Genomic DNA, 19842 nt, shown 5'->3' with positions numbered 1-19842 from the left:
CGTCCAGGCGGTCGCCGCACGGGCCGGGGCCCCCATCGGCGCGGACTTCGCGGTGATGAGCCTGTCCGACCGGCTCAAGCCCTGGGAGGTCATCTCGCGGCGTCTCGACGCGATCGCCGCGGCGGACCTGGTCCTGGCGGTGTACAACCCCGCCTCGCGCTCGCGCACCCGGCAGGTCGCCGACGCCCGCGACGTCCTCCTCCGGCATCGCGACCCGGCCACCCCGGTGATCGTGGGACGCGACGTGGGCCGGGAGGGCGAATCGCTGGCGATCACCACTCTCGCCGAGCTCGACTGCGGCTCGGTGGACATGAAGTGCCTGCTCATCGTGGGCGCCTCCGGGACACGCGTCACCGAGTCGGGGCGCGTGTGGAGTCCGCGGTTCGTGCGGCCGTGAGTGGGACTCCCGACCGTGATGCGCTGTGGCGGATCCTCGCCACCCGTCGCGATCACCGGCATTTCGATCCCACCCCGGTCCCCCGCGAGACCATCGAGCGCCTCCTCGAGGTCTTCGCCGTGGCCCCGAGCGTCGGGCTGAGTCAGCCCTGGCACGTCACAGTGGTCCGCGACCGTGCCGTGCGCGAGGCCGTCCACGAGGGATTCCGCACCGTGCGCCGCGCCGAGTCCGAGCGCTTCGACGGTCCGCGACGGGAACTCTACGACTCGCTGCGTCTCGAGGGCATCCTCCAGGCTCCGGTCGGCCTGGTCGTCAGCCACCGGCCGCCCGCCGGGCCGGTCCTGGGCACCACGAGCGTCCCGGCGGCCACCGAGTACAGCGTGGTGGCCGCGATCACGCTGCTGTGGCTGGCCGTGACGGCCGAGGGCCTGGGCATGGGCTGGGTGAGCCTGGTCGAGCCGGGCCATCTCTCTTCCAGCGTGCCCGTGCCCGACGGGGCCCGGCCCCTGGCGTACCTCTGTCTGGGACATCCCGCCCTCGAGCTGGACGAACCGTTGTTGCAGACCATGGGGTGGGGACGCAGGTCGCCGCTGTCGGTGGACTGGGTGTAGATCCCGGCCGCGATGGGGTTGCTCAGAATCCGTACCTGACCGCCCACGCGGCCGTGTGGGCCCGGCTCCTGGTGCCGGTCTTGCGCATCAGATGGTCGACGTGTGTCGCCACCGTCCGGCGGGAGATATACAGACGCTCCGCGATCTCAGGATTACTCAGACCGTCCCGGATCAGGGCGAGTATCTCACGTTCCCGCTCGGTGAGCCCCGACGTCATCCGTACGTGGACCGCCCAGGCCGTGTGCGCCAACCGGTCCACGGTCTCCCGGAACATCTCCTGGGTGCGACTATCGAAACTCGGTTTGGCGATATTTGTGTGAATGAATCCGAAAATCGATCCGTTTTTCGCGGTGAGCGGACGCGTTATGCCGTTTCTATATCCGGCTGGCTTCAGTGTTTCATTGACATATTCCGTGTCAATGAATTCAGAGCGCTCCCAGGGATATATTCCGCCCGGATCAGTCACGTGCCGAGATATTCTTCGCCGGGTCGCTCCGAACCATTCTTTCTCGTACACACCGACAACACCCGGTTCGTATCCGATATTCGACACCAGGTGCGGCCTGCCGCCCGAGTCCGGCAGGATCGTCAGCGCGATGGCATCGACCTTGAGCACATACTGAGACAGCTGCAGAGCCCCGTCCACTCGGCGCACCGGGTGCTGGTCAGTGGCATCGGCGAAGGACTGCGCCATCGCCTCGATCGTCGTGTTCGTCATCCCCGCCACCCTGCGTCCACCACACTCGTGTCGATCCGCTCCGCGCGGCGCGTCACCCACCGGTCCGCGCGTGCATATGCCCAATTATGGGCGCGCGTGTTTCGGTCTCGTAAACCGTGCGAGTGATCCACGTAAAGTCTCCATTTTTCGCCTCACAAGATCCGTCAGGTGACGGATGGCCCGTCCGGGTTTTCGCTCAATATTCTGGTGAGGCGACTTCTACACGAGAAGGTCAAGACCGCACTCATCTATTCTGGGAGAATCAGTGTTCAGATCACGCGCATTCACACGAATGGCCCTCATCTCCACCGTGTCGATCGGGCTGTTGTCTCTCACTGCATGCGGTGGGAACAGCGGAAGCGGAACGGCGGTCTCGGAGGTCTGCGAGGAGGTCCGGACGATCGGGTTCAGCCACCCGATCGGTGAGGTCGACTTCGTCAACACCCTGAAGAACTACGCCGCTGAGTACGGCGCCACCTCCGAGTGTGTCGAGGTCCTCCTCGACAGCACTATCGAGTCCAACCTCGAGTCCCAACGGGAGACGGTGGAGAGCTGGGTCAACCAGCAGATCGACGCGATCGTCATCTGGCCGACCGACCCCGGCGCCTTCGCCGGGCTCCAACAGCAGGCCCAGGCCAACGGAACGGCATGGCTCACCTACTCGTCGCACATGGACGGCCAGGACGGCAGCGTCGGCTTCGACAACGAGTACTCCGGCAACATGGTCGCCGAGCACTTGGACGGCTGGCTGGACGAAAACTATCCGGACGGCACCGACGGCATCACCGCGGCGATCACTGAGATCCCGTCGCTTCCTCCTCTCGCCGGCCGGTGGCAGCCGGTGGCGGCGATGCTGGAACGACGTGGCATCGAGATCGTCTCCCTCCAGGACTGCGGGGACACCACCTGCGGTCGTCAGGTGGCGGACGACGCGATCGCGGAGAACGACGACCTGAGGATCTTCATCGGGACCAACGATGACGCCGCGATCGGCGCCCTCGGGGCATTCCTCGCCTCTGACATTCCTCCGGAGGAGACCTACATCGTCGGGAACGACGGTCTCCCGGAGGCCTTCGAAGCGATCGAGAACGGTACCCACTACAAGGCCAGCGCCGCCATCGACATCCGGCATCTCGCCCGGTCGATCGTCGACAACTCGCTCGCGGCGATCACCGGAGAGGGCGATCCGAACAACGAGTCGCCGTACCTCATGGTCACGCTCGAGGACCCCGACGTCCTCGCCGAGATGAAGGCGCAGTTCCAGTGAGCGGCCTCTCCCGGACCACCGCACGGCCCCCGGGTGCTGATCTCGGGGCGCGGGGGGACGACGAGTTCAGCGGTCCCGGACCGGTGGCCACCCCGGAGCCTAGGACGGGAGGCGGACTCGCCGTCCGGAACCTCACCAAGCGTTTCGGATCGACCACCGTCCTCAAGGGTGTCGACCTGGAATTCCGCACCGGAGAGGTCCACGCGTTCCTGGGCGCGAACGGCGCCGGGAAGTCGACGCTGCTGAGCTGCCTGAGCGGGGCGCACCGTCCGAGCAGCGGCGAGATCGTGGTCGACGGGACGTCCTACGACGGCTTCACCCCCACGTCCGCCTTCGACGCCGGCATCGCAGTGATCTACCAGCACTTCCAGCTGGCCGGGTCACTCACCGTCGCGGACAACGTCTTCCTGGGCGACGAGCTCACGACGAGCGGTGTCCTCAGCCGTCAGAAGCAGGAGCAGATCACCCGAGGACTGCTCGACGATCTGGGCGTGGACATCGACCCGCGGACCCCGGTGGAGAAGCTCTCCATCGGGCAACAGCAGATCGTGGAGATCACCCGCGCCCTGCGACGCGACCCGTCGGTTCTCATCCTGGACGAACCGACGGCGGCGCTCGGCCGTACCGAGGCCGCGGCGCTGTTGACGACCATCCGCCGACTCGCCTACGAGCGACGTATCGCCGTCGTGTTCGTGACCCACCTGCTGGGTGAGGTCATGACTGTCGCCGACCGGGTCTCGGTCCTTCGGGACGGCAGAGTGCTGTGGACCCGGGACCGTGGGGAGGTGACCATGGACGCTCTGGTCAGCGGAATCTCCCCCTCCGTCACCGGCGCGGACGAGCGTGCCGAGCGCGCCACCGGACCGACATTCGTCGAGTTCTCGGGGTTCCGGACCTCGTACTGCGGTCCGCTGGACCTCGAGATCGGCGAGGGTGAGATCGTCGGCCTGTACGCGATGATGGGGGGCGGCCGGACCAATCTCCTCGAGACCATCGCGGGCGCCCGGCGTGCCCGGGGTGGGGCGATCACCGTCGGCGGCGCCGACGCCACCGCCGCTTCTCCCCGACAGGCGGCCCGCAAGGGCATCGCCCTGGTGGCATCCGACCGACCGGCCCAGTCCCTGTTCGGAGACCTTTCGGGACTGGACAACCTGTTGATGCCCCACTTCCGCCGTTCTCGGTTCGGGATCCGATTCCCCCACCGTGAGAAGCCGGTCTTCGACCGGGTCGCGGAAAGGGTCCAGCTGATGCCGCCGGACGCGGAGGCGACCGGCGGCTCGTTCTCCGGAGGGAACGCGCAGAAGATCATGGTCGGCCGCTGGCTCAGCGGCCTCGGCGACTGTCGCTTCCTGCTCCTCGACGAACCGACGCAGGGCGTCGACATCGGGTCCCGCGAGCAGATCTATCGGCTGATCCGCGAGTTCGCGTCCCGGCCCGGCCGATCGGTGATGTTCACGACGTCCGATCCCGAGGAGGCCGTGGCGCTCGCGGATCGGATCGTGGTGCTCCACGAGGGGCGGATCAGTCAGGTGTTCGGCCCCGACGTCGGTGAGGACACTCTCCTGACCCACGCACAATCCGCGGCCGTCGAGTCATACGAAGGAGTCACAGCATGATGAGCGTCGCCACACTGCCGGCCCCGTCCCGCGGGGGCCCCGGGAACAACAGCCCGGACCCGAGCCCCACCGTCACCCGCGACGTCCTCCTCAAGGCGATCGGCGCGGTGATGCCGGTGGCCGTGGTCCTGCTGATGGTCTACTTCTCCGTCAACACGTCCGCGTTCCTCTCGGTCAACAACCTGCTCACCGTCATCACCCAGAACGCGCCGTTGATCATCATCAGCATGGCCTTCGCGATGCTGCTCATGTCCGGGTACGTCGATCTCTCCGTCGGCTCGACCATGGCGGTCTCCGGAGTGGCGGGCGCCCTGGCTTTCGGGCCGCTCGGGTTCCTCGGTGGTGCCGCCGTGGCGATCGGTGTCGGCGCGCTGGTCGGTGCGGTCAACGGCGGACTCGTCGGATACCTGGCGATCTCACCGATCGTCGTGACCCTGGGAATGCTGGCCGTGGGCCGCGGTGCCGCCATGACCCTGTCACCCGACCCCCTCTACGGGTTCAACGACACCGTCCGCGCCTTCGGCACCGGCAGCGCCCTGGGGATCTCCTACATCGCATGGGTCGCCATCGCGGTGGCGGCGATCTGCATCCTCGTCATGAGCTTCACCGCCCTGGGCAAGCACATCATGGCGATCGGGGTGAACACCCGCGCCGCGTACCTCTCCGGGATCAGGGTGAGGACGACGATCTTCTCGCTCTACGTCGCCGTCGGCGCAGCAGCGGGTGTCGCGGGCCTCGTCCTGGTCTCCCGTCTGGACTCTGCCCCTGCAGGAACGCTGGGGGCCGGATTCGAGGTGACCGTCCTGTCCGCGGTGCTCCTCGGCGGAATCCCCTTCACCGGTGGCCGCGGGAGCCTGTGGCGGGTGCTGTTGGGCGTCTGGTTCATCTCGGTGCTGCGCAATGGCCTCACGCTGATGAACGTCGGCTCGGAAATGGTCAACATCGTGTCCGGGATCGTGCTGATCATCGCCTCCGGCCTCGAAGCACTCCGCATGTACCTACGCCGCAAGCTCTGACCCCACCCATCCCTACCCAGGAAGGAAACCGGTCATGGCCACACTTCAGGCCGCACCTCCGGGACCACTCAAGTCCGACCCGACACTCGCCGATCCCCCGCCGACTATGGCCAGTCCGAACTGGTGGGGAGCGGACTCGATCCGCTTCCGGGCGACCGACGCCTCGGGCCGGTCAGTGTTCGTCAAGAGCCACACCACTCCCGCCCGGAGCTACATCGACATCCCGTCGGCGATCCGGGCCACCCGGGCCGCGGGCGAGGCCGGGCTGGGCCCGGTCCTCCTCGGTGTCGACCCGGACAGCGGGCAACTGGCACTGGAGGATCTCACCGACTCCCACAAGACCGCCACGCTCGCCGATTTCCGGGACCCGGGAAGTCGCGCCGATTACTTCAGGACGCGCAGTCTCTTCCGGGCTGTCGACGACCCCGGGCTCCGTCAGGCCACGGTCTTCGACGACGTCCGGGCTCTCCACGACCGGATCGCACCCATGGGTACCGTGCTCCCGGGCGACATCGGGTGGATGCACGAGCGGATCGTCGAGATCGGCGACCTCGTGTCGGCACTCGGGTTCGACGCCGTCCCCGTCCACGGCGACGCCAACTGTTCGAACGTCGCTCTCGGGTCGGGCGGTCAGCCCACGCTGCTCCTCGACTTCGACTGGGCTGCGCTCGCCGACCCGCTGCAGGACGTCGGTTCGGTCCTCCTCGAGTTCTCGTACTCCGAGTACGACGGCCGGGAGCTCTTCGAGGAGGCATGGGGAGCGTTCGACGACGGCCTCTACGCCCGGGCCCGTCTCTACAGCGTGGCCGAGGCCTACCGTTCGGCCCTCGTCGGCGTCCTGGCCGACAGTCTCGACCCCGGCACCCAGGAGTACTCGAAGTTCTCGGACTGGATGTTCCTGCGCGCCCGAGCCGCTCTGACAGCACGCACGACCGACGACCACATGAGGATGGCGCGATGAGCACGACGACCCTCGGTGCCGCCAGCACACCCGCCGAACACGACGCGGAGAGACACATCCGCCACGTGGCCGAGTGGGAGGGCCGGGACGTCTCCTACGAACCGGTCGTGGGTGGCCTGCAGAACAGCAACTGGCTGGTCCACGTCGGGGACGACGACGTCCGGTACTTCCTCAAGGTTCCCGGCGACGGCACCGACGCCTTCATCGACCGACACGCGGCGAACATCGCCGCGGAGCGGGCCGGGGCCATGGGCATCAGCCCCCGGGTGGCGCATTTCGACAGCGACACCGGGACCGAGATCTCCGAGTTCCTCGACGGCTACCGGGCCTGCACGAACGGTGACATGAAGAGGTGGGACACCACCCGGGACGTGCTGGGGCTCTACGACAAGTTCCACACCATTCCCGCACTTCCGTTGACCAAGACGATGTTCGACCTCGTGGACGAGCATCTCGAACAGGTCCGGAGCCTGGAGGTCCAGCTTCCCGACTTCGCCCGGACACTCGTCAGGGAGTACGCGCGCGCCAGGGCCGCCCTCGAGGCCTCCGGGTTGGACCTCGTGCCCTGCCACAACGATCCGATGCCCGGCAACTTCCTCGTCGCCGAGAGCGGGCCGATGAAGCTCGTCGACTTCGAGTTCGCCTCGAACAATGACCGCGCCTACGATCTCGCGCTCATCCTCGCCGAGTTCTTCTACGACGAGCCGACGTCACTGAGATGCATCGAGGAGGCCTACGGCCACACGGGGTGGAGCACGGTCGCCCGAGTGCAGGTGTGCCGGTTCATCGCGGACCTCAAGTGGGGACTCTGGGGGTGCGTCAATCACCAGCTCAACAGCACGTGGGACTTCGACTACCACAAGTACGGGGTGTTGAAGCTGTTCCGGGCGCGGGGCCAGATGAGCGATCCCCGGTGGTCCCAGTGGCTCGGGGCGCTGTGATGGCATCGAACGGACCGGTCACGGCGGGGGAGGCGCCCGCGGCGCGGGGCGCCCCGGTGGAGGAGGGTGTCCGGGCGACACGTTTCCTCGACCTCCGAGCGTTTCTCGCCGACTTCCACGCGAGCACCGCCTTCGGCGCGACCTCGGGCGGGGGACTCGACCGCCAGGCCGGGACACCCGATCACGGTCGCGTCCGCGACTGGTTCCAGGGGCTCGCCGAGAGGGCCGGGTTCACCGTCCGAACCGACCGCATCGGCAACATCTTCGCTCTGCTCGAGCTGGTGCCGGGAGCGCCATTCGTGCTGGTCGGATCGCACACCGACAGCCAACCCCGCGGGGGTCGGTTCGACGGTCCCTACGGGGTCGTCGCCGCGCTCCACGCCGCGGACGCGGTGAGGCGCGCGGTCGACCGGGGCCAGCTCCACCCCTCGTTCAACCTGGCCGTGGTGGACTGGTTCAACGAGGAGGGGTCGCGGTTCGGGCCGTCGATCATGGGGTCGTCGGTGTTCACCGGGGCGATCGACATCGACACGGCGCTGACGACGACCGACCCGGACGGGGTCAGTGTCGCCGACGCCCTCGAGGCCACCGGCCGCCTGGGCGAGGCCCTCGACCTCGACGTCGCGGCGTACGGCGAGATCCACATCGAGCAGGGCCGCCGGCTCGAGGAGTCCGGGATCGACGTCGGGGTGGTCCGTGGGAACTGGACGGCCCAGAAACTGCGTGCCCGGGTCGTCGGCGAGCAGTCCCACGCCGGCACACTCCTGGCCTATCGCAAGGACGCGTTGCTCCCGGCGGCGAAGATCGTCTGCCTGGTCAACGACCTCGCGAAGGACTACCCCGCCTCGGACTTCCTCTCGTCTGTGGCGCAGTTCGACGTGTCCCCCAACTCCCCGAGCGTCATCGCCAGTCAGGTGGACCTGATCCTCGACCTCCGCGGACGTCATCACTGCCACGTCGCGAGCGCACGAGCGGAGATCACCCGCCGACTCACCGAGCTCTCGGCCGAGCATGCGGCCGACATCGAGATCGACGAGTTCGTGGTCCGCCCACGCAATGAATTCTCGGCGGCCGGCGTGCGGTTGGCGCAGGAGGCGGCCGAGTCCGAGGGGCTCAGCGTGCTGCTCATGGACACCCTCATCGGCCACGACTCGGTCGCGATGAACCAGTGCTATCCCACGGTCATGCTGTTCCTCCCGTCAAAGGACGGCGCATCGCACTGCGAATGGGAGTTCACCAGCGACGACGACATGCTCAAGGGCCTGCGTGCGTTGACCGCGGTCCTCTCCCGGCTCGTCCAGCACGACCTCCGTTGAGCCCACCGAGCAGGTGGCGGACCCACCCGAAGACAGGATCTAGCCGATGTCGCACGAAGTGCTCACGCACGAGAAACCACTGACCGCACGATCATCCGCCGAACTACGACAGGGATTCATGGACGGCGCGATCACACCACTGGACCTCCTCGAGGACACCCTGGAACGGATCGCCGAGGTCAACGGCACTATCAACGGTATCGCCCACCTCAACCGGGAGGAGGCCGAGAAGCAGGCCGCTGCCTCTGGGGAACGCTGGCGGAGGGGCCGGCCGCTGAGTGTGATCGACGGTCTGCCCGTCTCGATCAAGGACAGCATCAACGCGGTCGGCACCCCGTGGCGGCATGGTTCCCGCGGTCATGTCGATGTACCGGTCGCGACCACCGACTCCCCGCCCGCAGCGCGGCTCAAGGAGGGGGGCGCGGTGATCTTCGCCAAGACGACGATGCCCGACTTCGGTATGTCCGCCTCTGGTGTGAGCTCGCTGTACGGGGTCGTCCGCAACCCGTGGAACCTCTCGACCAGCCCCGGGGGCTCCAGCGCAGGGGCCGGGGCCACGCTCGCCGCCGGCATCGGAGTGACCGGGGTCGGCACCGACATCGCGGGGTCGGTGCGGATCCCCGCCAGTCACTGCGGCCTGTTCGCACTGAAGCCGACCCAGGGACGGATCGCCCATCTCGCCCCCAGCACGGTGCGTTCTCCCGGTCCGATGGCCCGCTCGGCGCGCGAGGCCGCGGAGCTCTACACGGTGATCGCCAGGCCCGACCCCCGCGACAACTCAAGCCTTCCCGGGGCGCCCGTCGGGGTCCCTCCCGTCCTGAGCGGTGCCGAGGTCCGTGACCTCCGAGTCGGTCTGCTACTCGACCTCGGTTATGGGGAGACCCTCCATCCGGAGGTCGCGGCGGCCGTGTCGGACGCCGCCGGGAGCCTGCGAGACGCCGGAGCCGAGGTGATCGAGCTGCCGCCGGTGTTCGACGAGGACCCGTACGCGCCGCTCGACAGGGTCTTCCAGGTCCGCGCCCGCACCGAATGGGAGGGGATACCGGAGCACCTGAGGGACGCGGTGCTCCCCGCGATCGCCGACTGGTGTGCTGACGCCGGTTCCCTGGGCGCGACGCAATACGCCCGGGACCTGCACCACGTCCAGTCCAGCGCGTCCCGGGTGTACGACCGTCTCTCCGGTTTCGACATCGTCGTCTCACCCACGCTTCCCGGAGTGGGCTACCGGGCCGAGATGGTCGGTCTCGACGAACACCGCCCACTCGCCCACTGCTCGTGGACCTGTTGGGGCAACCAGACCGGACAACCCTGTGCCACCGTGGCGTTCGGGTCCGCGGACGGCCACCCGATCGGCGTTCAGCTCTGGGGTCGCCGGTTCGACGACGAGCGGGTGCTCGCCCTGGCTCAGTGGCTCGAGTCCCGCCGGCCGATGGAGATGACCTGGCCGACCTTCCCGTTTCCCGACAGACCTCTCGACACCGGCTACTACCGGGGACGTCGATCGGCCGGGGTCTCCGGAGCGACCGCCCCCCGCACTGGCGGGATCGCCTCATGAGCACGAGTCGCGCGGTACGCGCCGTCGTCTTTGACCTCGACGGGACGTTGGTCGACTCCGAGCCGTACTACCACGACGCGTGTCGGAACATAGCCCGGGAGGCCGGTCGACACTGGACCGAGGCCGAGGACACAGCGTCGGTGGGAATGTCCCTCACCGATCAGGCGGCGCTGCTGCAGCAGCTCGGTGTCGGGGTACCGGCGCACACGCTCACCGCCCGCATCGCAGCAGAGGTGACCGCACGACTCAAATCCGATGTGCCATGGCTCCCGGGGGCGCTGGAGTTCATCTCGTCGTTGCGGGCTGCGGACTACCGTGTCGGGCTCGCCACGATGGCCTTCCGCGAGACCGTGGAGAAGCTCCGTGCGGCGCCCGGGGCGCCGGTTTTCGACGCCACCGTGTGCGGCGACGAGGTGGACAACGGCAAACCGGCGCCCGACGTCTACTTGGAGGCCTGCCGACTGTTGAACGTCGATCCCTCCGACACCGTGGGCGTCGAGGACTCACGGCGTGGCCTGACGGCCGCTCGGGCTGCGGGACTCCGGACCATCGGGGTCCGCTGCCAGGAGGAGATCGCTCCGAGCCTTGCGGACGAGAGATGGAATTCCCTCGTCGGCAGGACGGCCGACGACGTCGGTCCACCGCGCAGTCCAGGCCCTCCACCAGCGAGAATCCGTCAGTTGGCGGATAGAGATCGCTGAGTGACCCCGCAACCATCACACACGACATCCCCACTTGAGATGAGGCATCTGCAATGGCAGCACGGTCGACGATCATGGACGCCAACTCGTTCCGTTCGGAACACGCCGATCGGCTCGATATGGCCACGCGCAAGCTGACGGATCGACGCGACGAGCTACTGGGGGGGTCCTATCGACTCTTCTACCGGACCCCGGTCCACCTGGTCCGGGGTGAAGGCCAGTACCTCTGGGATGCGAACGGCACCAAGTATCTGGACATGTACAACAACGTGGCCAGTATCGGACACGCCCACCCCGCGGTGGTGGAGGCCGTCCACACCCAGATGTCGCAACTCAACACGCACACCCGGTACATCCACGAGCGGATCCTCGACTACACCGACAGCTTCCGGAACACTCTCCCGGACTACATGGATCCGATGGCGTACAAGGCGATGTACGTATGCACGGGGTCCGAGGCCAACGACCTCGCCCTGAGGGTCGCCAAGTCGTTCTCCGGCGGCACCGGGTTGATCGCCACCACCGAGGCCTACCACGGCAATTCCGAGCTCTCCTCCGGCGTGTCCCCCGCCCTCGGCGCAGGCCAGCCGGTCGGCAGCGACGTGTGGCTGATCGAGGCCCCGGACTCCTACCGCACGGGGGAGGCCGATATCGGGTCGTGGTTCGCACGTCGTGTCCGCGAGACCATCGCCGACATGGAGGAGGCCGGGGTGACGTTCGCCGGGTTCATCGCGGACTCCATCTTCTCTTCCGACGGGGTCCTCCCGGGCGACTATCTGGCGGAGGCGATCGACGTGGTCCACGATGCCGGCGGGATCTTCATCGCCGACGAGGTCCAACCGGGGTTCGCGCGGACCGGGGACCACTTCTGGGGATTCGCCAATCACGGGGTCACACCGGACATCATCACCACGGGCAAGCCGATGGGCAACGGGATCCCGGTCGCGGGTGTCCTCGGCAGGTCCGACGTGCTCGAGGCGTTCAGCGGGTCGCTGCCGTACTTCAACACGTTCGGTGGGAACCCTGTCTCGATGGCCGCGGCGCAGGCGGTCCTCGACGTCATCGAGAAGGAGGGTCTCCAGGAGCACGCCAGGATCGTCGGCGCCGAGGCTCTCGCCGCATTCCGGCAGGTCGGCGAGAACCACCACCAGGTCGGTGACGTCCGGGGGGCCGGCCTGTTCATCGGTGTCGAACTGGTGACGGACCCCGCCACGCGGGAACCGGACCACGCACTGGCACTCGACATGCTCGAGGAGCTCAAGTACCGCGGGGTCCTGACCTCGGTCGCGGGCCCCTTCGGCAACGTGCTCAAGCTGCGGCCTCCGTTGCCCTTCACCAGCTCGGACATCCCGTGGGCCGCGGACGCCCTCGACGAGTCGCTCCGTGTCCTCACGGCGAGGAGGTGAACCCCTGAACCTCGACCGTTGTCGTCCTGGTGGACTGAGTCACGACCCCGTCACTCGTCGAACGCCTCCCTCAGCGCATCGCACTGCGCTCGGAAGAAGTCCTTGCTGACCCCGGCGCGGGTGACGACCAGGTCGAAACCGTGGAAGGCCCCCGGCACCGGGACGAATTCGCAGCGCACTCCGGCGCGCCCGAGGCGGTCTGCGTAGGCCTTGTCCTCGTCGAAGAACAGATCCACCGTGCCGACGCCGACCCATGCCGGCGCGACACCCACCAATTCGGTGTGGCGGGCCGGACTCGCCGTGGACGGGTCGGCGCCGCCCAGGTAGCTCGTCCAGCCGAACCGATTCGACCGAGCGTCCCACAGTCGGTGTCGTGGGTCCGGGGTGTCGGTGCGGTCGTCCAGCATCGGGTACACGAGCAGTTGCAGTACCGGGTCGACGGGGCCGTCATCTCTCGCCCGGATCGCCAGTGCGGCTGCGAGGCCACCGCCGGCGCTCGCGCCGCCGATGGCTGTCCGGCGGGTGTCGATGCCGGGTTGGGCGGCCAGCCAGACGAGCGCCGCGTGACAGTCGTCGAGCGCCGCCGGGAAGGGGAACTGCGGCGCCAACCGATAGTCGACCGAGACGACGGTCGCACCGGTTCTCCGAGCAAAGGCCCGGCAGAGTGCATCATCCTGCGCCGCAGAACCGACGAGGTATCCACCGCCGTGGATCCACACCAGGCCTGGCGAGGGCGTCGAGGACTCACCGGAGGGGCGGAAGACCCGCACGGTCGCACCCGACTCGAGTTCATGCGTCTCCGTTCCCCGCAGTCCGGGCAGCAGTGTCCCGAGCTTCTGTATCGCCGGCAGTGTCCGCGGTCCCACCAATCGCGGGGGCAGCACCATTGACGCGAGTCGGAGATCGGGGTGGTACTGGCGGCGATCGCGGATGCGGCCGAGAAACGGGATGCGCATGGTCGTCCTCCGGAACGGATGAATCCCCGTGGGGTGGTGGAACTCGAATCGGCTGGATGTCCGGTCAGGGCGAACTGACCAGCCGCGCCGACCCGTCCTCCACGAGCAGCGCCTGGTCGTCGTTGACCAGGGTCAGCGGGTAGCTGTCCCCATAGGTCTCCTCGATCTGCGCGATGAGCTCGGGCGGGTAGGGCGGGAGAGCGCCGTCCGCGTGGGGGATCACCACGGTGTCGACCAGTCCGAGTCCGCTGCGGTCGGCGAGGTCGGGGGCGGCGGAGGGGTCGTCCATGAGGCTGACCGGCTCGATGCCGGGTCCGGCGACGACCGATCCGGCGCTCGAGCCGATGTAGGGCAGCCCCGCCCGCACCCGCTCGACCACGGCCGCATCCGCGCCGTGTCGGCGCAGCGCCGCCAGGAGCACGAAGGTGTTGCCGCCGGCGACGTACAGGGCGTCGAGCCCGTCGAGCAGGGCGGCGAACTCACGCGGGTCGTCGATATCGGCGGCGGTGAGGTCGGTCAGGACGTACCCCAGGTCCGCCAACTGCGCGCGTTCCGCGGCCACGAACCCGGCCCCCGCGTACGGGCTGGCGGCATCGTTCAGATATCCGATGCGCACCACGGGTGCGGGACGGTTCACGTGCTCGGCGAGGAAGTCGGGGACGGCGCCCACGCCGAGGGACAGCAGGAGCAGGTTCATGGCGCCACTCTACGAGCTGATCGCGGGCGCTTCGCGGTGTGTCGCCGACGCCGGGACGACCGGCACGCGCCCAGCGGTGATCACCCAATTTCTCATCCTTTGACGCCTACGTAACAGCGCGGCAACGCACCACCGTTTGACTACTTCCGATCAAGTGATCGATTTGAAGGAGTCCTATGGAACCCGTCCCGCGCCCGGCCCCCGCGGCCTACCGGCGCCACCTGTTCCACTCCCGCGACTCCGTCCCCGACCAGTGCTCGGACGTCGTCTGGATCCAGGGTGACCAGTACTTCTGCGACGCGCGGTTCTCCACCGACGCCGCAGGCGCGACGCACTTCCGCATGGGGTTCGCCGGAGAACTCGAGTGCACGGACCCGGCCACCGGCGAGTTCGAATGGGTCCACGCCATCGCCGCCGGGGAGGCCTTCGGCTCCGCCGACATCGGGCAACTCTTCGACGTGCCGGGGTGGGGCCTGCTGGAGGCGGGCCGGCAACTCGACTACGTCGAACTCTGGCAGCGCTGCGCCGACGAGCCCGGCCCGGTGTGGGAGGCCCGAGGGGTCGACGACCAGGGAACCGAGGCCGTGGTCGTCTGCGTGGGCGACCGCTTCGGCCTCGCGCTCGGCGCCGACTCCGCCGGGAACCGGCCGGCATCGGTGCACATCGGGTCACGGACCGACCGGGGCTGGAGCGCCCGGTACTCGTCGTGGTCGGTCCCCGAGCCTCCCCGGTTCTTCCTCTCCCCCGAGTCGGACGGCCGCTTCGCACTCTCCTGGCAGACCGGCGAGGGCGGCAGCACGTCCACGTTCTTCGACCCGATCCACGACGCCGGACCGATACCCCCAGCCCGACCGTCCCACCCGCCCCGACCAGCCCACCCAGGAGCCGACAATGCCTGACCTCCACCGTCCCACCACCGACTTCGAGTCGATCCCGATCATCGATGTGTCCACGCTCGCCGATCCCGGTGGCCCCTCTCAGGAGTGCGTCGACCGGCTCGGCGAGGCGGCCCGAGGCGTCGGGTTCCTCCTCATCGTCAACCACGGCGTGGCCGACGAGACCTTCGCAGCCATGCACGAGGCCTCGCAACGGTTCTTCGCCCAACCCGACGCCGTCAAGCAGCAGGTGTACATCGGCAACTCCACCAATCACCGCGGGTACGTCCCGGTCGGTGAGGAGGTCTTCGCCGGCGCGACCCCCGACCTCAAGGAGGCCTTCGACCTGTCCATCGATCTGCCGGCGGACCATCCGGAGTACGTGGCCGGCAATCCGCTGCTCGGGCCGAACCAGTGGCCCGATCTGCCGGGGTTCCGTGAGGCGGTGACGACCTACTACGACGAGGTGTTCACCCTCGGGTCGCGGCTCCTCGCGGCGTTCGCCCGGTACCTCGACCTCGATCCCGACACGTTCCTCGGGTCGGTGACCCAGCCGCCCTCGCAGCTGCGTCTCATCCACTACCCGCACAACCCTGACGCCCATGACCGTCCCGGGATCGGAGCGCACACCGACTACGAGGCGTTGACCCTGCTGAGGCCCACCGCTCCCGGGCTGGAGGTGATGAACGGCCGGGGAGAGTGGATCGAGGTCCCGTTCCGCGAGGACGCCATCGTCGTGAACATCGGGGACCTGCTGGAGGTGTGGACCAACGGCGCCTTCGTCGCCACCTCGCACCGGGTCCGGAAGGTCTCGCGGGAACGGTATTCCTACCCGTTGTTCTTCACGGTCGACTACGACACGGTGGTCGCTCCCCTGACGTTCCCCGGGTCCAATGACTCCGTGTACGAGCCGATGCACTCCGGCGAGCACCTGTTCGCCCAGACCGCGCAGAGCTTCGCCTACCTGAGGAGGCGGATCGCGGACGGTGAGGTCGCACTGCCGGAGGGCGCGCGTCCCCTGTACTCGCTCGGTCGCGAGACCGCCCTGGTGGGTGAGACCCGATGATCAGTCTCGCCATCGGCGGCACCGTCGCCCTGCTCGTCGTCCTGGGTCTGCTGTCGTCGAAGAGGGTGCGGGGAGAGAACCGCAACTTCGCCGTCGCCGGCCGCACGCTGACCGTGCCGCTCGTCGCCGTCCTGCTGATGTCCCAGGTGATCGACTCCAACGCGACCGTCGGAGCGGCGGATCTCGCGGGCGGTTTCGGATTCTGGGCCGGAGCCGCGATGCCCCTGGGGATCGCCGTGTCGTTCCTGTTGATGGGGCTCTTCGTGGCCGAGAAGGTCCGGGAGCGCGAGCTGTACTCCCTGCCCGGTTACTTCCGGCAGACGTTCGGCCGCACCGGCGAGATACTGTCGGCCGTCCTGACGGTCTCCAGCTTCGGCATCCTCATGGCGGGCAACCTCGTCGCCCTGGGACACATGATGGACCACTTCGTCGGGGTGCCCTACTGGGCCGCGATCGTGTTCGTCACCGTCGCGATCCTCGCCTACACGATGGTCGGCGGGATGTTCGCGTCCGTGTACACGGGACTGTTCCTCATGGTGGTGATGGGGGTCGGGTTCGTCGGGCTGACGCTGTGGATGTTCCTCGGCCCCGGGTACACCGCTGCCGAGGGGTTGGGCATCTCGGATCTCGAACAGCTGACCGCCCCTGCGGCGGGCGCGGCGATCAACTGGGCGACGCTCTTCGCGCTGGGCTTCGGCAACCTGGTGGCCATCGACGTCTTCCAACGCGTGTCCTCGGCCAGGTCCGCCCGGGGCGCCAGGGCGGCCAGCCTGATCGCCGCCGTCGGGACCGTGGTCCTGTGCGTCCCGCTGGCCGCGGTCGCCGTGGCCGGGGCGGGACTGCTCGGGGACAGCGGCTCCGAGTCGCCGATCCTCTTCCAACTCCTCACCGGGCCGGTACCCACCCCGATCGCGATGCTGGTCATCTCGGCCCTGCTGGCCGCCTCCCTCACCACGGTCAGCGGCATCCTCCTCGCGACCTCGTCCATCGTCGTGGGCACCATCCTCGACACCAGGAATCTGCGGTTGAGCGTGCTCCAGGCCTCCCGGTGGGCGATGGTCCCCGTCGCGGCCATCGGCATCGTCGTCGCACTCCGGGTCAACCACACCGGGATCCTCCTCACGCTGACCTTCGACCTGCTGTGCGCGAGTCTCGTGGTGCCGTTCCTGCTCTCCCTGTGGACCCGCCTGGTCAGCACGAGGGCGCTGGTCATCTCCGCCGCGCTGGGACTGGGCGTGCGGCTCGGGTTCTTCGTCTTCACCCCGACCATCTACGGGGTGGACAACACCCTGCTGTACTTCCCGAACGAGGTGATCACCACCAGCGTCGACGGCTGGACGACGTTCCTCGCCGCAGCCGTGTCCTTCGTGGTCTACGTGGCGGTGGCCGCCACCGACACACGGCCCGACCCCCGGAAGGCCACGGCGACACCCTCCGTCGACGAGCCGGAACCGGACCGGGACGTCGAGGTTCCCGCGAGGGCCTAGCCGTCAGTACACCCAGCGGGCGGCGTCAGTCGACAGACCCCGGGCCCGGGGGATCGAGAGCAGCGAGATTCTCGGTTCCCCGGGCCCGGGTCTCGTCGGTGAGGAGGTCCGGGACCCGCGCCAGCGTCAGTGCGGCATCGGCGACCCGGGCCGGGGTGTCGTCCGGAATCGGTGACCGCGTCCGGCGCCGGTAGGTGATGACGTTCTCCACCAGTCCGACGACCATCGCCACGTCGACGTCAGTGGCGCGTTCCCCCGTCGTGCGCTCGAGCAGCACCCGGTAGGCCTCGTGCAGCGAGTCCCGGACCTCGTGGAACTCGCTGAAATGGTCGCCGTCGAGAGCCGGTTCGAAGTACAGCACACCCAGGTTCTGCGGATCCTCGTGCAGCAGCCGCGCATCGGCGTACGCCAGGGCCCACAACAGCACGTGTCCCGGGGCGTCGCTCTCGAGCAACCGGTCGGCGATCCGGTGGGACGGGATCACGGTGCCGAGCACCAGCCGGAGCAGGATCTCGTCCTTGGAGCTGAACCAGTGGTAGACGCTGGCCTGCTGCAGGCCCGCGCCCTCGGCGATGGCCCGGGTGCTGGTACGGCCGAATCCCTTGGTGACGAACAGTTCGCCCGCGGCGTGCAGGATGTCCTGCTCGCTGCCGAGTCCGGTCGGCGACCCGGGGTTGCGGCGCGGCCGTCCACGAGTCCTCGTCACCCGGCAGAGGCTACCAACGCCCCGTCCGGTCGCAGTCAGCCTGTGACCACCTGCCGACGCCTGGACCCCACCAGACCCGCGGTCACGGGCGCGCCGGTCATCACCAGGACCAGCAGGAACGGCGCCGGGCGAACTCCTCCACCGGGACCGCGGCGAGATGGTGCACCGGCGAGAGCGACCGGGGCCACCCGGGGAAGTCCAGCAGGTCGGCGAAGTCGGCCACAGGAACATCAGCGCGACCACCGCCCAGCCGACCCCCGTCGGCGACCGAGGGCCCGGCGCCCGGTCCGGTCAGAGGATTCCGACCAGCTCTCGGAGGGCGTGCCGGGCACTCGCCCCGTCGATAGGCGCCGGGGTGGCCGTCAGCTGCGCGGCAAGCCCGTCAAGCGCCGCATGGAGTGCCGTCACCCTCGCCTCGAGGGCAGGATCCTCCAGTTCGGGAATCGTCGCGGTCGAGTCGACTACGTCGTGCACATCCATCGTGTCCGCCTCGACGATCGGAACCGCCCTGTCGTTGAGATGCCCGACCACCCGACGACACTGATGTCGGACGCCCGCCCACCCGGCTTCCCGCCACCGGTCCAGTCCGGCCGGGTGCGTCGCGGAGTGGGCGACGGCCGACCAGAGGAACCACTCCACGCGGCGACGCTCGTCCAGCGGCAGCAGTTCTTCGAGCAGCGCACACGCGGCGTCCCGCCCTTCCGCGGCGGTGGTGGCGTCGCCCAGTGCGCGGATCAGGGGCACGAGCCGATGGGCGGCCTCGGCGGTGACATCGGCCATGACCTGTTCCAGCAGTTGTTCCTGGGTGGGAAAGAAGTGCCGCACCGCCCCGACTGACATTCCCGCCTCCGCGGCGACACCGCGGACGGAGGCGGCCGGGATGCCCCCACGAGCGACCAACCGCAACGCCGCCGCCACGACGTCGCGTTGACGCTGACGCCCCTTCGCGCTGCGCCCCATGCGCCCTCCCCCCACGTCGTCGATCCGATGTGCATACCGTAGTCTCCAGAAACCAACACACCCGTATCGGAAAGGTGGAGCGAGTGCACCGCGCTCTCGTCGTCTCCCTGGTGGCCACCCTGACCGCTCTCGCGCCTGTGACCGCCCAGGCCCGACCGGATGGCGGCGCCCTGCACGACCGGATCGAACGCATCGCGCAGGAAGTCGTGGGGCGGTCGACCGCAGGCATGGTCGTGTCCGTCGTGGATGGTTCGACGACCCCGCTTCTCCGGGCCTGGGGCCACGCCGACGCCGAGGGGGAGCGCCCCCTCGGCACGGACTCGCGCCTCCCGGTCGCCTCGGTCTCCAAGGTCGTCACCGCCCTGACCGCCCTCACGCTGCACGAGGAGGGCTCCTTGGATCTCGACGCGCCGATCGAACACTCCAGCGGGGTGGTGCTGCGGGATGAGCGGGCGCCCGCCGACCGCACGCCCCTCACGGGGCGGCATCTCCTGACGCACCACGCGGGACTCGTCGAGTCGACCCTGATGCCGCCGCCTGCCGGGCCCGGCGACCTCGGGAAGCCCCTGGCGCACTGGCTCGAGCGCCAC

Annotated in this window: 21 protein-coding genes; 15 read left to right on the top strand and 6 right to left on the bottom strand. The window is 68.6% G+C overall.

Going from position 1 to position 19842, the window contains the following annotated elements:
* Together G6026_RS00465 and bluB are read left to right on the top strand one after the other, a co-directional pair.
* The coding region (locus G6026_RS00465; protein WP_182611925.1) for a precorrin-3B C(17)-methyltransferase at positions 1-397 on the top strand (397 nt) is incomplete at its 5' end.
* Positions 394-1008 carry a 5,6-dimethylbenzimidazole synthase gene (gene bluB / locus G6026_RS00460; RefSeq protein ID WP_309230178.1) on the top strand — a complete coding sequence of 205 codons (615 nt, stop codon included), beginning with the start codon at positions 394-396 and terminating at the stop codon, positions 1006-1008. The genes G6026_RS00465 and bluB, both read left to right, overlap by 4 nt.
* A 22-nt stretch (positions 1009-1030) precedes the next feature.
* On the opposite strand, the gene G6026_RS00455 is transcribed toward bluB, so the two are convergent.
* Positions 1031-1726: a LuxR family transcriptional regulator gene (locus G6026_RS00455; protein WP_182611923.1), complete on the bottom strand. Its 696-nt coding sequence runs from the start codon at positions 1724-1726 to the stop codon at positions 1031-1033.
* A 292-nt stretch (positions 1727-2018) separates the two neighbouring features.
* Here G6026_RS00455 and G6026_RS00450 point away from each other — a divergent pair, with 292 nt between their 5' ends.
* Genes G6026_RS00450 through G6026_RS00410 form a run of 9 tightly spaced genes read left to right on the top strand, consistent with a single transcriptional unit; the run spans position 2019 to position 12505 of the window.
* Positions 2019-2993: a sugar ABC transporter substrate-binding protein gene (locus G6026_RS00450; protein WP_182611922.1), complete on the top strand. Its 975-nt coding sequence runs from the start codon at positions 2019-2021 to the stop codon at positions 2991-2993.
* Complete coding sequence (locus G6026_RS17835) at positions 2990-4609, top strand: sugar ABC transporter ATP-binding protein (protein WP_182611921.1); 1620 nt, start codon at positions 2990-2992, stop codon at positions 4607-4609. The genes G6026_RS00450 and G6026_RS17835 overlap by 4 nt, the downstream gene beginning before the upstream one ends.
* Positions 4606-5625, top strand: coding sequence for an ABC transporter permease (locus tag G6026_RS00440; protein ID WP_182611920.1), 1020 nt, complete (start codon positions 4606-4608; stop codon positions 5623-5625). The genes G6026_RS17835 and G6026_RS00440 overlap by 4 nt, the downstream gene beginning before the upstream one ends.
* 34 nt (positions 5626-5659) lie before the next feature.
* A complete protein-coding gene (locus G6026_RS00435) occupies positions 5660-6586 on the top strand; it encodes an aminoglycoside phosphotransferase family protein (protein ID WP_182611919.1) in 927 nt (308 codons plus the stop codon).
* Positions 6583-7527: a choline kinase family protein gene (locus G6026_RS00430; protein ID WP_182611918.1), complete on the top strand. Its 945-nt coding sequence runs from the start codon at positions 6583-6585 to the stop codon at positions 7525-7527. Before G6026_RS00435 ends, G6026_RS00430 begins: the two co-directional genes overlap by 4 nt.
* The gene (locus G6026_RS00425; protein WP_182611917.1) at positions 7527-8843 is read left to right on the top strand and encodes a M20 family metallo-hydrolase; all 1317 of its coding nucleotides are present in this window, start codon (positions 7527-7529) and stop codon (positions 8841-8843) included. The genes G6026_RS00430 and G6026_RS00425 overlap by 1 nt, the downstream gene beginning before the upstream one ends.
* A 46-nt stretch (positions 8844-8889) precedes the next feature.
* Positions 8890-10398: an amidase family protein gene (locus tag G6026_RS00420; RefSeq protein WP_182611916.1), complete on the top strand. Its 1509-nt coding sequence runs from the start codon at positions 8890-8892 to the stop codon at positions 10396-10398.
* Entirely contained in the window at positions 10395-11099 is a 705-nt protein-coding gene (locus tag G6026_RS00415; protein ID WP_182611915.1) for an HAD family phosphatase, read from the top strand. Before G6026_RS00420 ends, G6026_RS00415 begins: the two co-directional genes overlap by 4 nt.
* Positions 11100-11152: 53 nt before the next feature.
* Positions 11153-12505: an aspartate aminotransferase family protein gene (locus tag G6026_RS00410; RefSeq protein ID WP_182611914.1), complete on the top strand. Its 1353-nt coding sequence runs from the start codon at positions 11153-11155 to the stop codon at positions 12503-12505.
* A gap of 50 nt (positions 12506-12555) precedes the next feature.
* Here G6026_RS00410 and G6026_RS00405 read toward each other — a convergent pair whose 3' ends face one another.
* Both G6026_RS00405 and G6026_RS00400 read right to left on the bottom strand, forming a co-directional pair.
* Positions 12556-13461 (bottom strand): alpha/beta hydrolase, encoded by a 906-nt coding sequence (locus G6026_RS00405; protein WP_182611913.1) that lies wholly within the window; start codon positions 13459-13461, stop codon positions 12556-12558.
* Between the two features lie 64 nt (positions 13462-13525).
* The gene (locus G6026_RS00400; RefSeq protein WP_182611912.1) at positions 13526-14158 is read right to left on the bottom strand and encodes a Type 1 glutamine amidotransferase-like domain-containing protein; all 633 of its coding nucleotides are present in this window, start codon (positions 14156-14158) and stop codon (positions 13526-13528) included.
* A gap of 176 nt (positions 14159-14334) precedes the next feature.
* Between G6026_RS00400 and G6026_RS00395 the strand changes: the two genes are divergently transcribed.
* Genes G6026_RS00395 through G6026_RS00385 form a run of 3 tightly spaced genes read left to right on the top strand, consistent with a single transcriptional unit; the run spans position 14335 to position 17586 of the window.
* Complete coding sequence (locus G6026_RS00395; protein WP_241725888.1) at positions 14335-15057, top strand: hypothetical protein; 723 nt, start codon at positions 14335-14337, stop codon at positions 15055-15057.
* Positions 15050-16099: an isopenicillin N synthase family oxygenase gene (locus G6026_RS00390; RefSeq protein WP_182611911.1), complete on the top strand. Its 1050-nt coding sequence runs from the start codon at positions 15050-15052 to the stop codon at positions 16097-16099. Before G6026_RS00395 ends, G6026_RS00390 begins: the two co-directional genes overlap by 8 nt.
* A complete protein-coding gene (locus tag G6026_RS00385; protein ID WP_182611910.1) occupies positions 16096-17586 on the top strand; it encodes a sodium:solute symporter in 1491 nt (496 codons plus the stop codon). The genes G6026_RS00390 and G6026_RS00385 overlap by 4 nt, the downstream gene beginning before the upstream one ends.
* A gap of 25 nt (positions 17587-17611) precedes the next feature.
* Here the strand turns inward: G6026_RS00385 and G6026_RS00380 are convergent, their stop codons facing one another.
* From G6026_RS00380 to G6026_RS00375, 3 genes are all read right to left on the bottom strand, one after another.
* Positions 17612-18292, bottom strand: a complete 681-nt coding sequence (locus G6026_RS00380; protein ID WP_182611909.1) for a TetR/AcrR family transcriptional regulator — start codon at positions 18290-18292, stop codon at positions 17612-17614.
* A 100-nt stretch (positions 18293-18392) separates the two neighbouring features.
* On the bottom strand, positions 18393-18515 hold the full coding sequence (locus G6026_RS17830; RefSeq protein WP_255412659.1) for a hypothetical protein: 123 nt from the start codon (positions 18513-18515) through the stop codon (positions 18393-18395).
* Between the two features lie 68 nt (positions 18516-18583).
* A complete protein-coding gene (locus tag G6026_RS00375) occupies positions 18584-19252 on the bottom strand; it encodes a TetR/AcrR family transcriptional regulator (protein WP_107755384.1) in 669 nt (222 codons plus the stop codon).
* An 83-nt stretch (positions 19253-19335) separates the two neighbouring features.
* Between G6026_RS00375 and G6026_RS00370 the strand changes: the two genes are divergently transcribed.
* A partial coding sequence (locus G6026_RS00370) for a serine hydrolase domain-containing protein (protein ID WP_182611908.1) occupies positions 19336-19842 on the top strand: 507 nt, incomplete at its 3' end.

This window comes from Dietzia sp. DQ11-38-2 (genome assembly GCF_014145055.1).
Classification (GTDB): domain Bacteria; phylum Actinomycetota; class Actinomycetes; order Mycobacteriales; family Mycobacteriaceae; genus Dietzia.
Note: the sequence above shows the minus strand (reverse complement) of the source record. Positions and strands in the feature narration are given on the sequence as shown.

Excerpts from the sequence above, each read along its gene's own strand:
- G6026_RS00455 (WP_182611923.1), bottom strand. The coding sequence starts at position 1,726 with ATGACGAACACGACGATCGAGGCGATGGCGCAGTCCTTCGCCGATGCC.
- G6026_RS00450 (WP_182611922.1), top strand. The coding sequence starts at position 2,019 with ATGGCCCTCATCTCCACCGTGTCGATCGGGCTGTTGTCTCTCACTGCA.
- G6026_RS00440 (WP_182611920.1), top strand. The coding sequence starts at position 4,606 with ATGATGAGCGTCGCCACACTGCCGGCCCCGTCCCGCGGGGGCCCCGGG.
- G6026_RS00435 (WP_182611919.1), top strand. The coding sequence starts at position 5,660 with ATGGCCACACTTCAGGCCGCACCTCCGGGACCACTCAAGTCCGACCCG.
- G6026_RS00430 (WP_182611918.1), top strand. The coding sequence starts at position 6,583 with ATGAGCACGACGACCCTCGGTGCCGCCAGCACACCCGCCGAACACGAC.
- G6026_RS00425 (WP_182611917.1), top strand. The coding sequence starts at position 7,527 with ATGGCATCGAACGGACCGGTCACGGCGGGGGAGGCGCCCGCGGCGCGG.
- G6026_RS00420 (WP_182611916.1), top strand. The coding sequence starts at position 8,890 with ATGTCGCACGAAGTGCTCACGCACGAGAAACCACTGACCGCACGATCA.
- G6026_RS00415 (WP_182611915.1), top strand. The coding sequence starts at position 10,395 with ATGAGCACGAGTCGCGCGGTACGCGCCGTCGTCTTTGACCTCGACGGG.
- G6026_RS00410 (WP_182611914.1), top strand. The coding sequence starts at position 11,153 with ATGGCAGCACGGTCGACGATCATGGACGCCAACTCGTTCCGTTCGGAA.
- G6026_RS00405 (WP_182611913.1), bottom strand. The coding sequence starts at position 13,461 with ATGCGCATCCCGTTTCTCGGCCGCATCCGCGATCGCCGCCAGTACCAC.
- G6026_RS00400 (WP_182611912.1), bottom strand. The coding sequence starts at position 14,158 with ATGAACCTGCTCCTGCTGTCCCTCGGCGTGGGCGCCGTCCCCGACTTC.
- G6026_RS00395 (WP_241725888.1), top strand. The coding sequence starts at position 14,335 with ATGGAACCCGTCCCGCGCCCGGCCCCCGCGGCCTACCGGCGCCACCTG.
- G6026_RS00390 (WP_182611911.1), top strand. The coding sequence starts at position 15,050 with ATGCCTGACCTCCACCGTCCCACCACCGACTTCGAGTCGATCCCGATC.
- G6026_RS00385 (WP_182611910.1), top strand. The coding sequence starts at position 16,096 with ATGATCAGTCTCGCCATCGGCGGCACCGTCGCCCTGCTCGTCGTCCTG.
- G6026_RS00375 (WP_107755384.1), bottom strand. The coding sequence starts at position 19,252 with ATGGGGCGCAGCGCGAAGGGGCGTCAGCGTCAACGCGACGTCGTGGCG.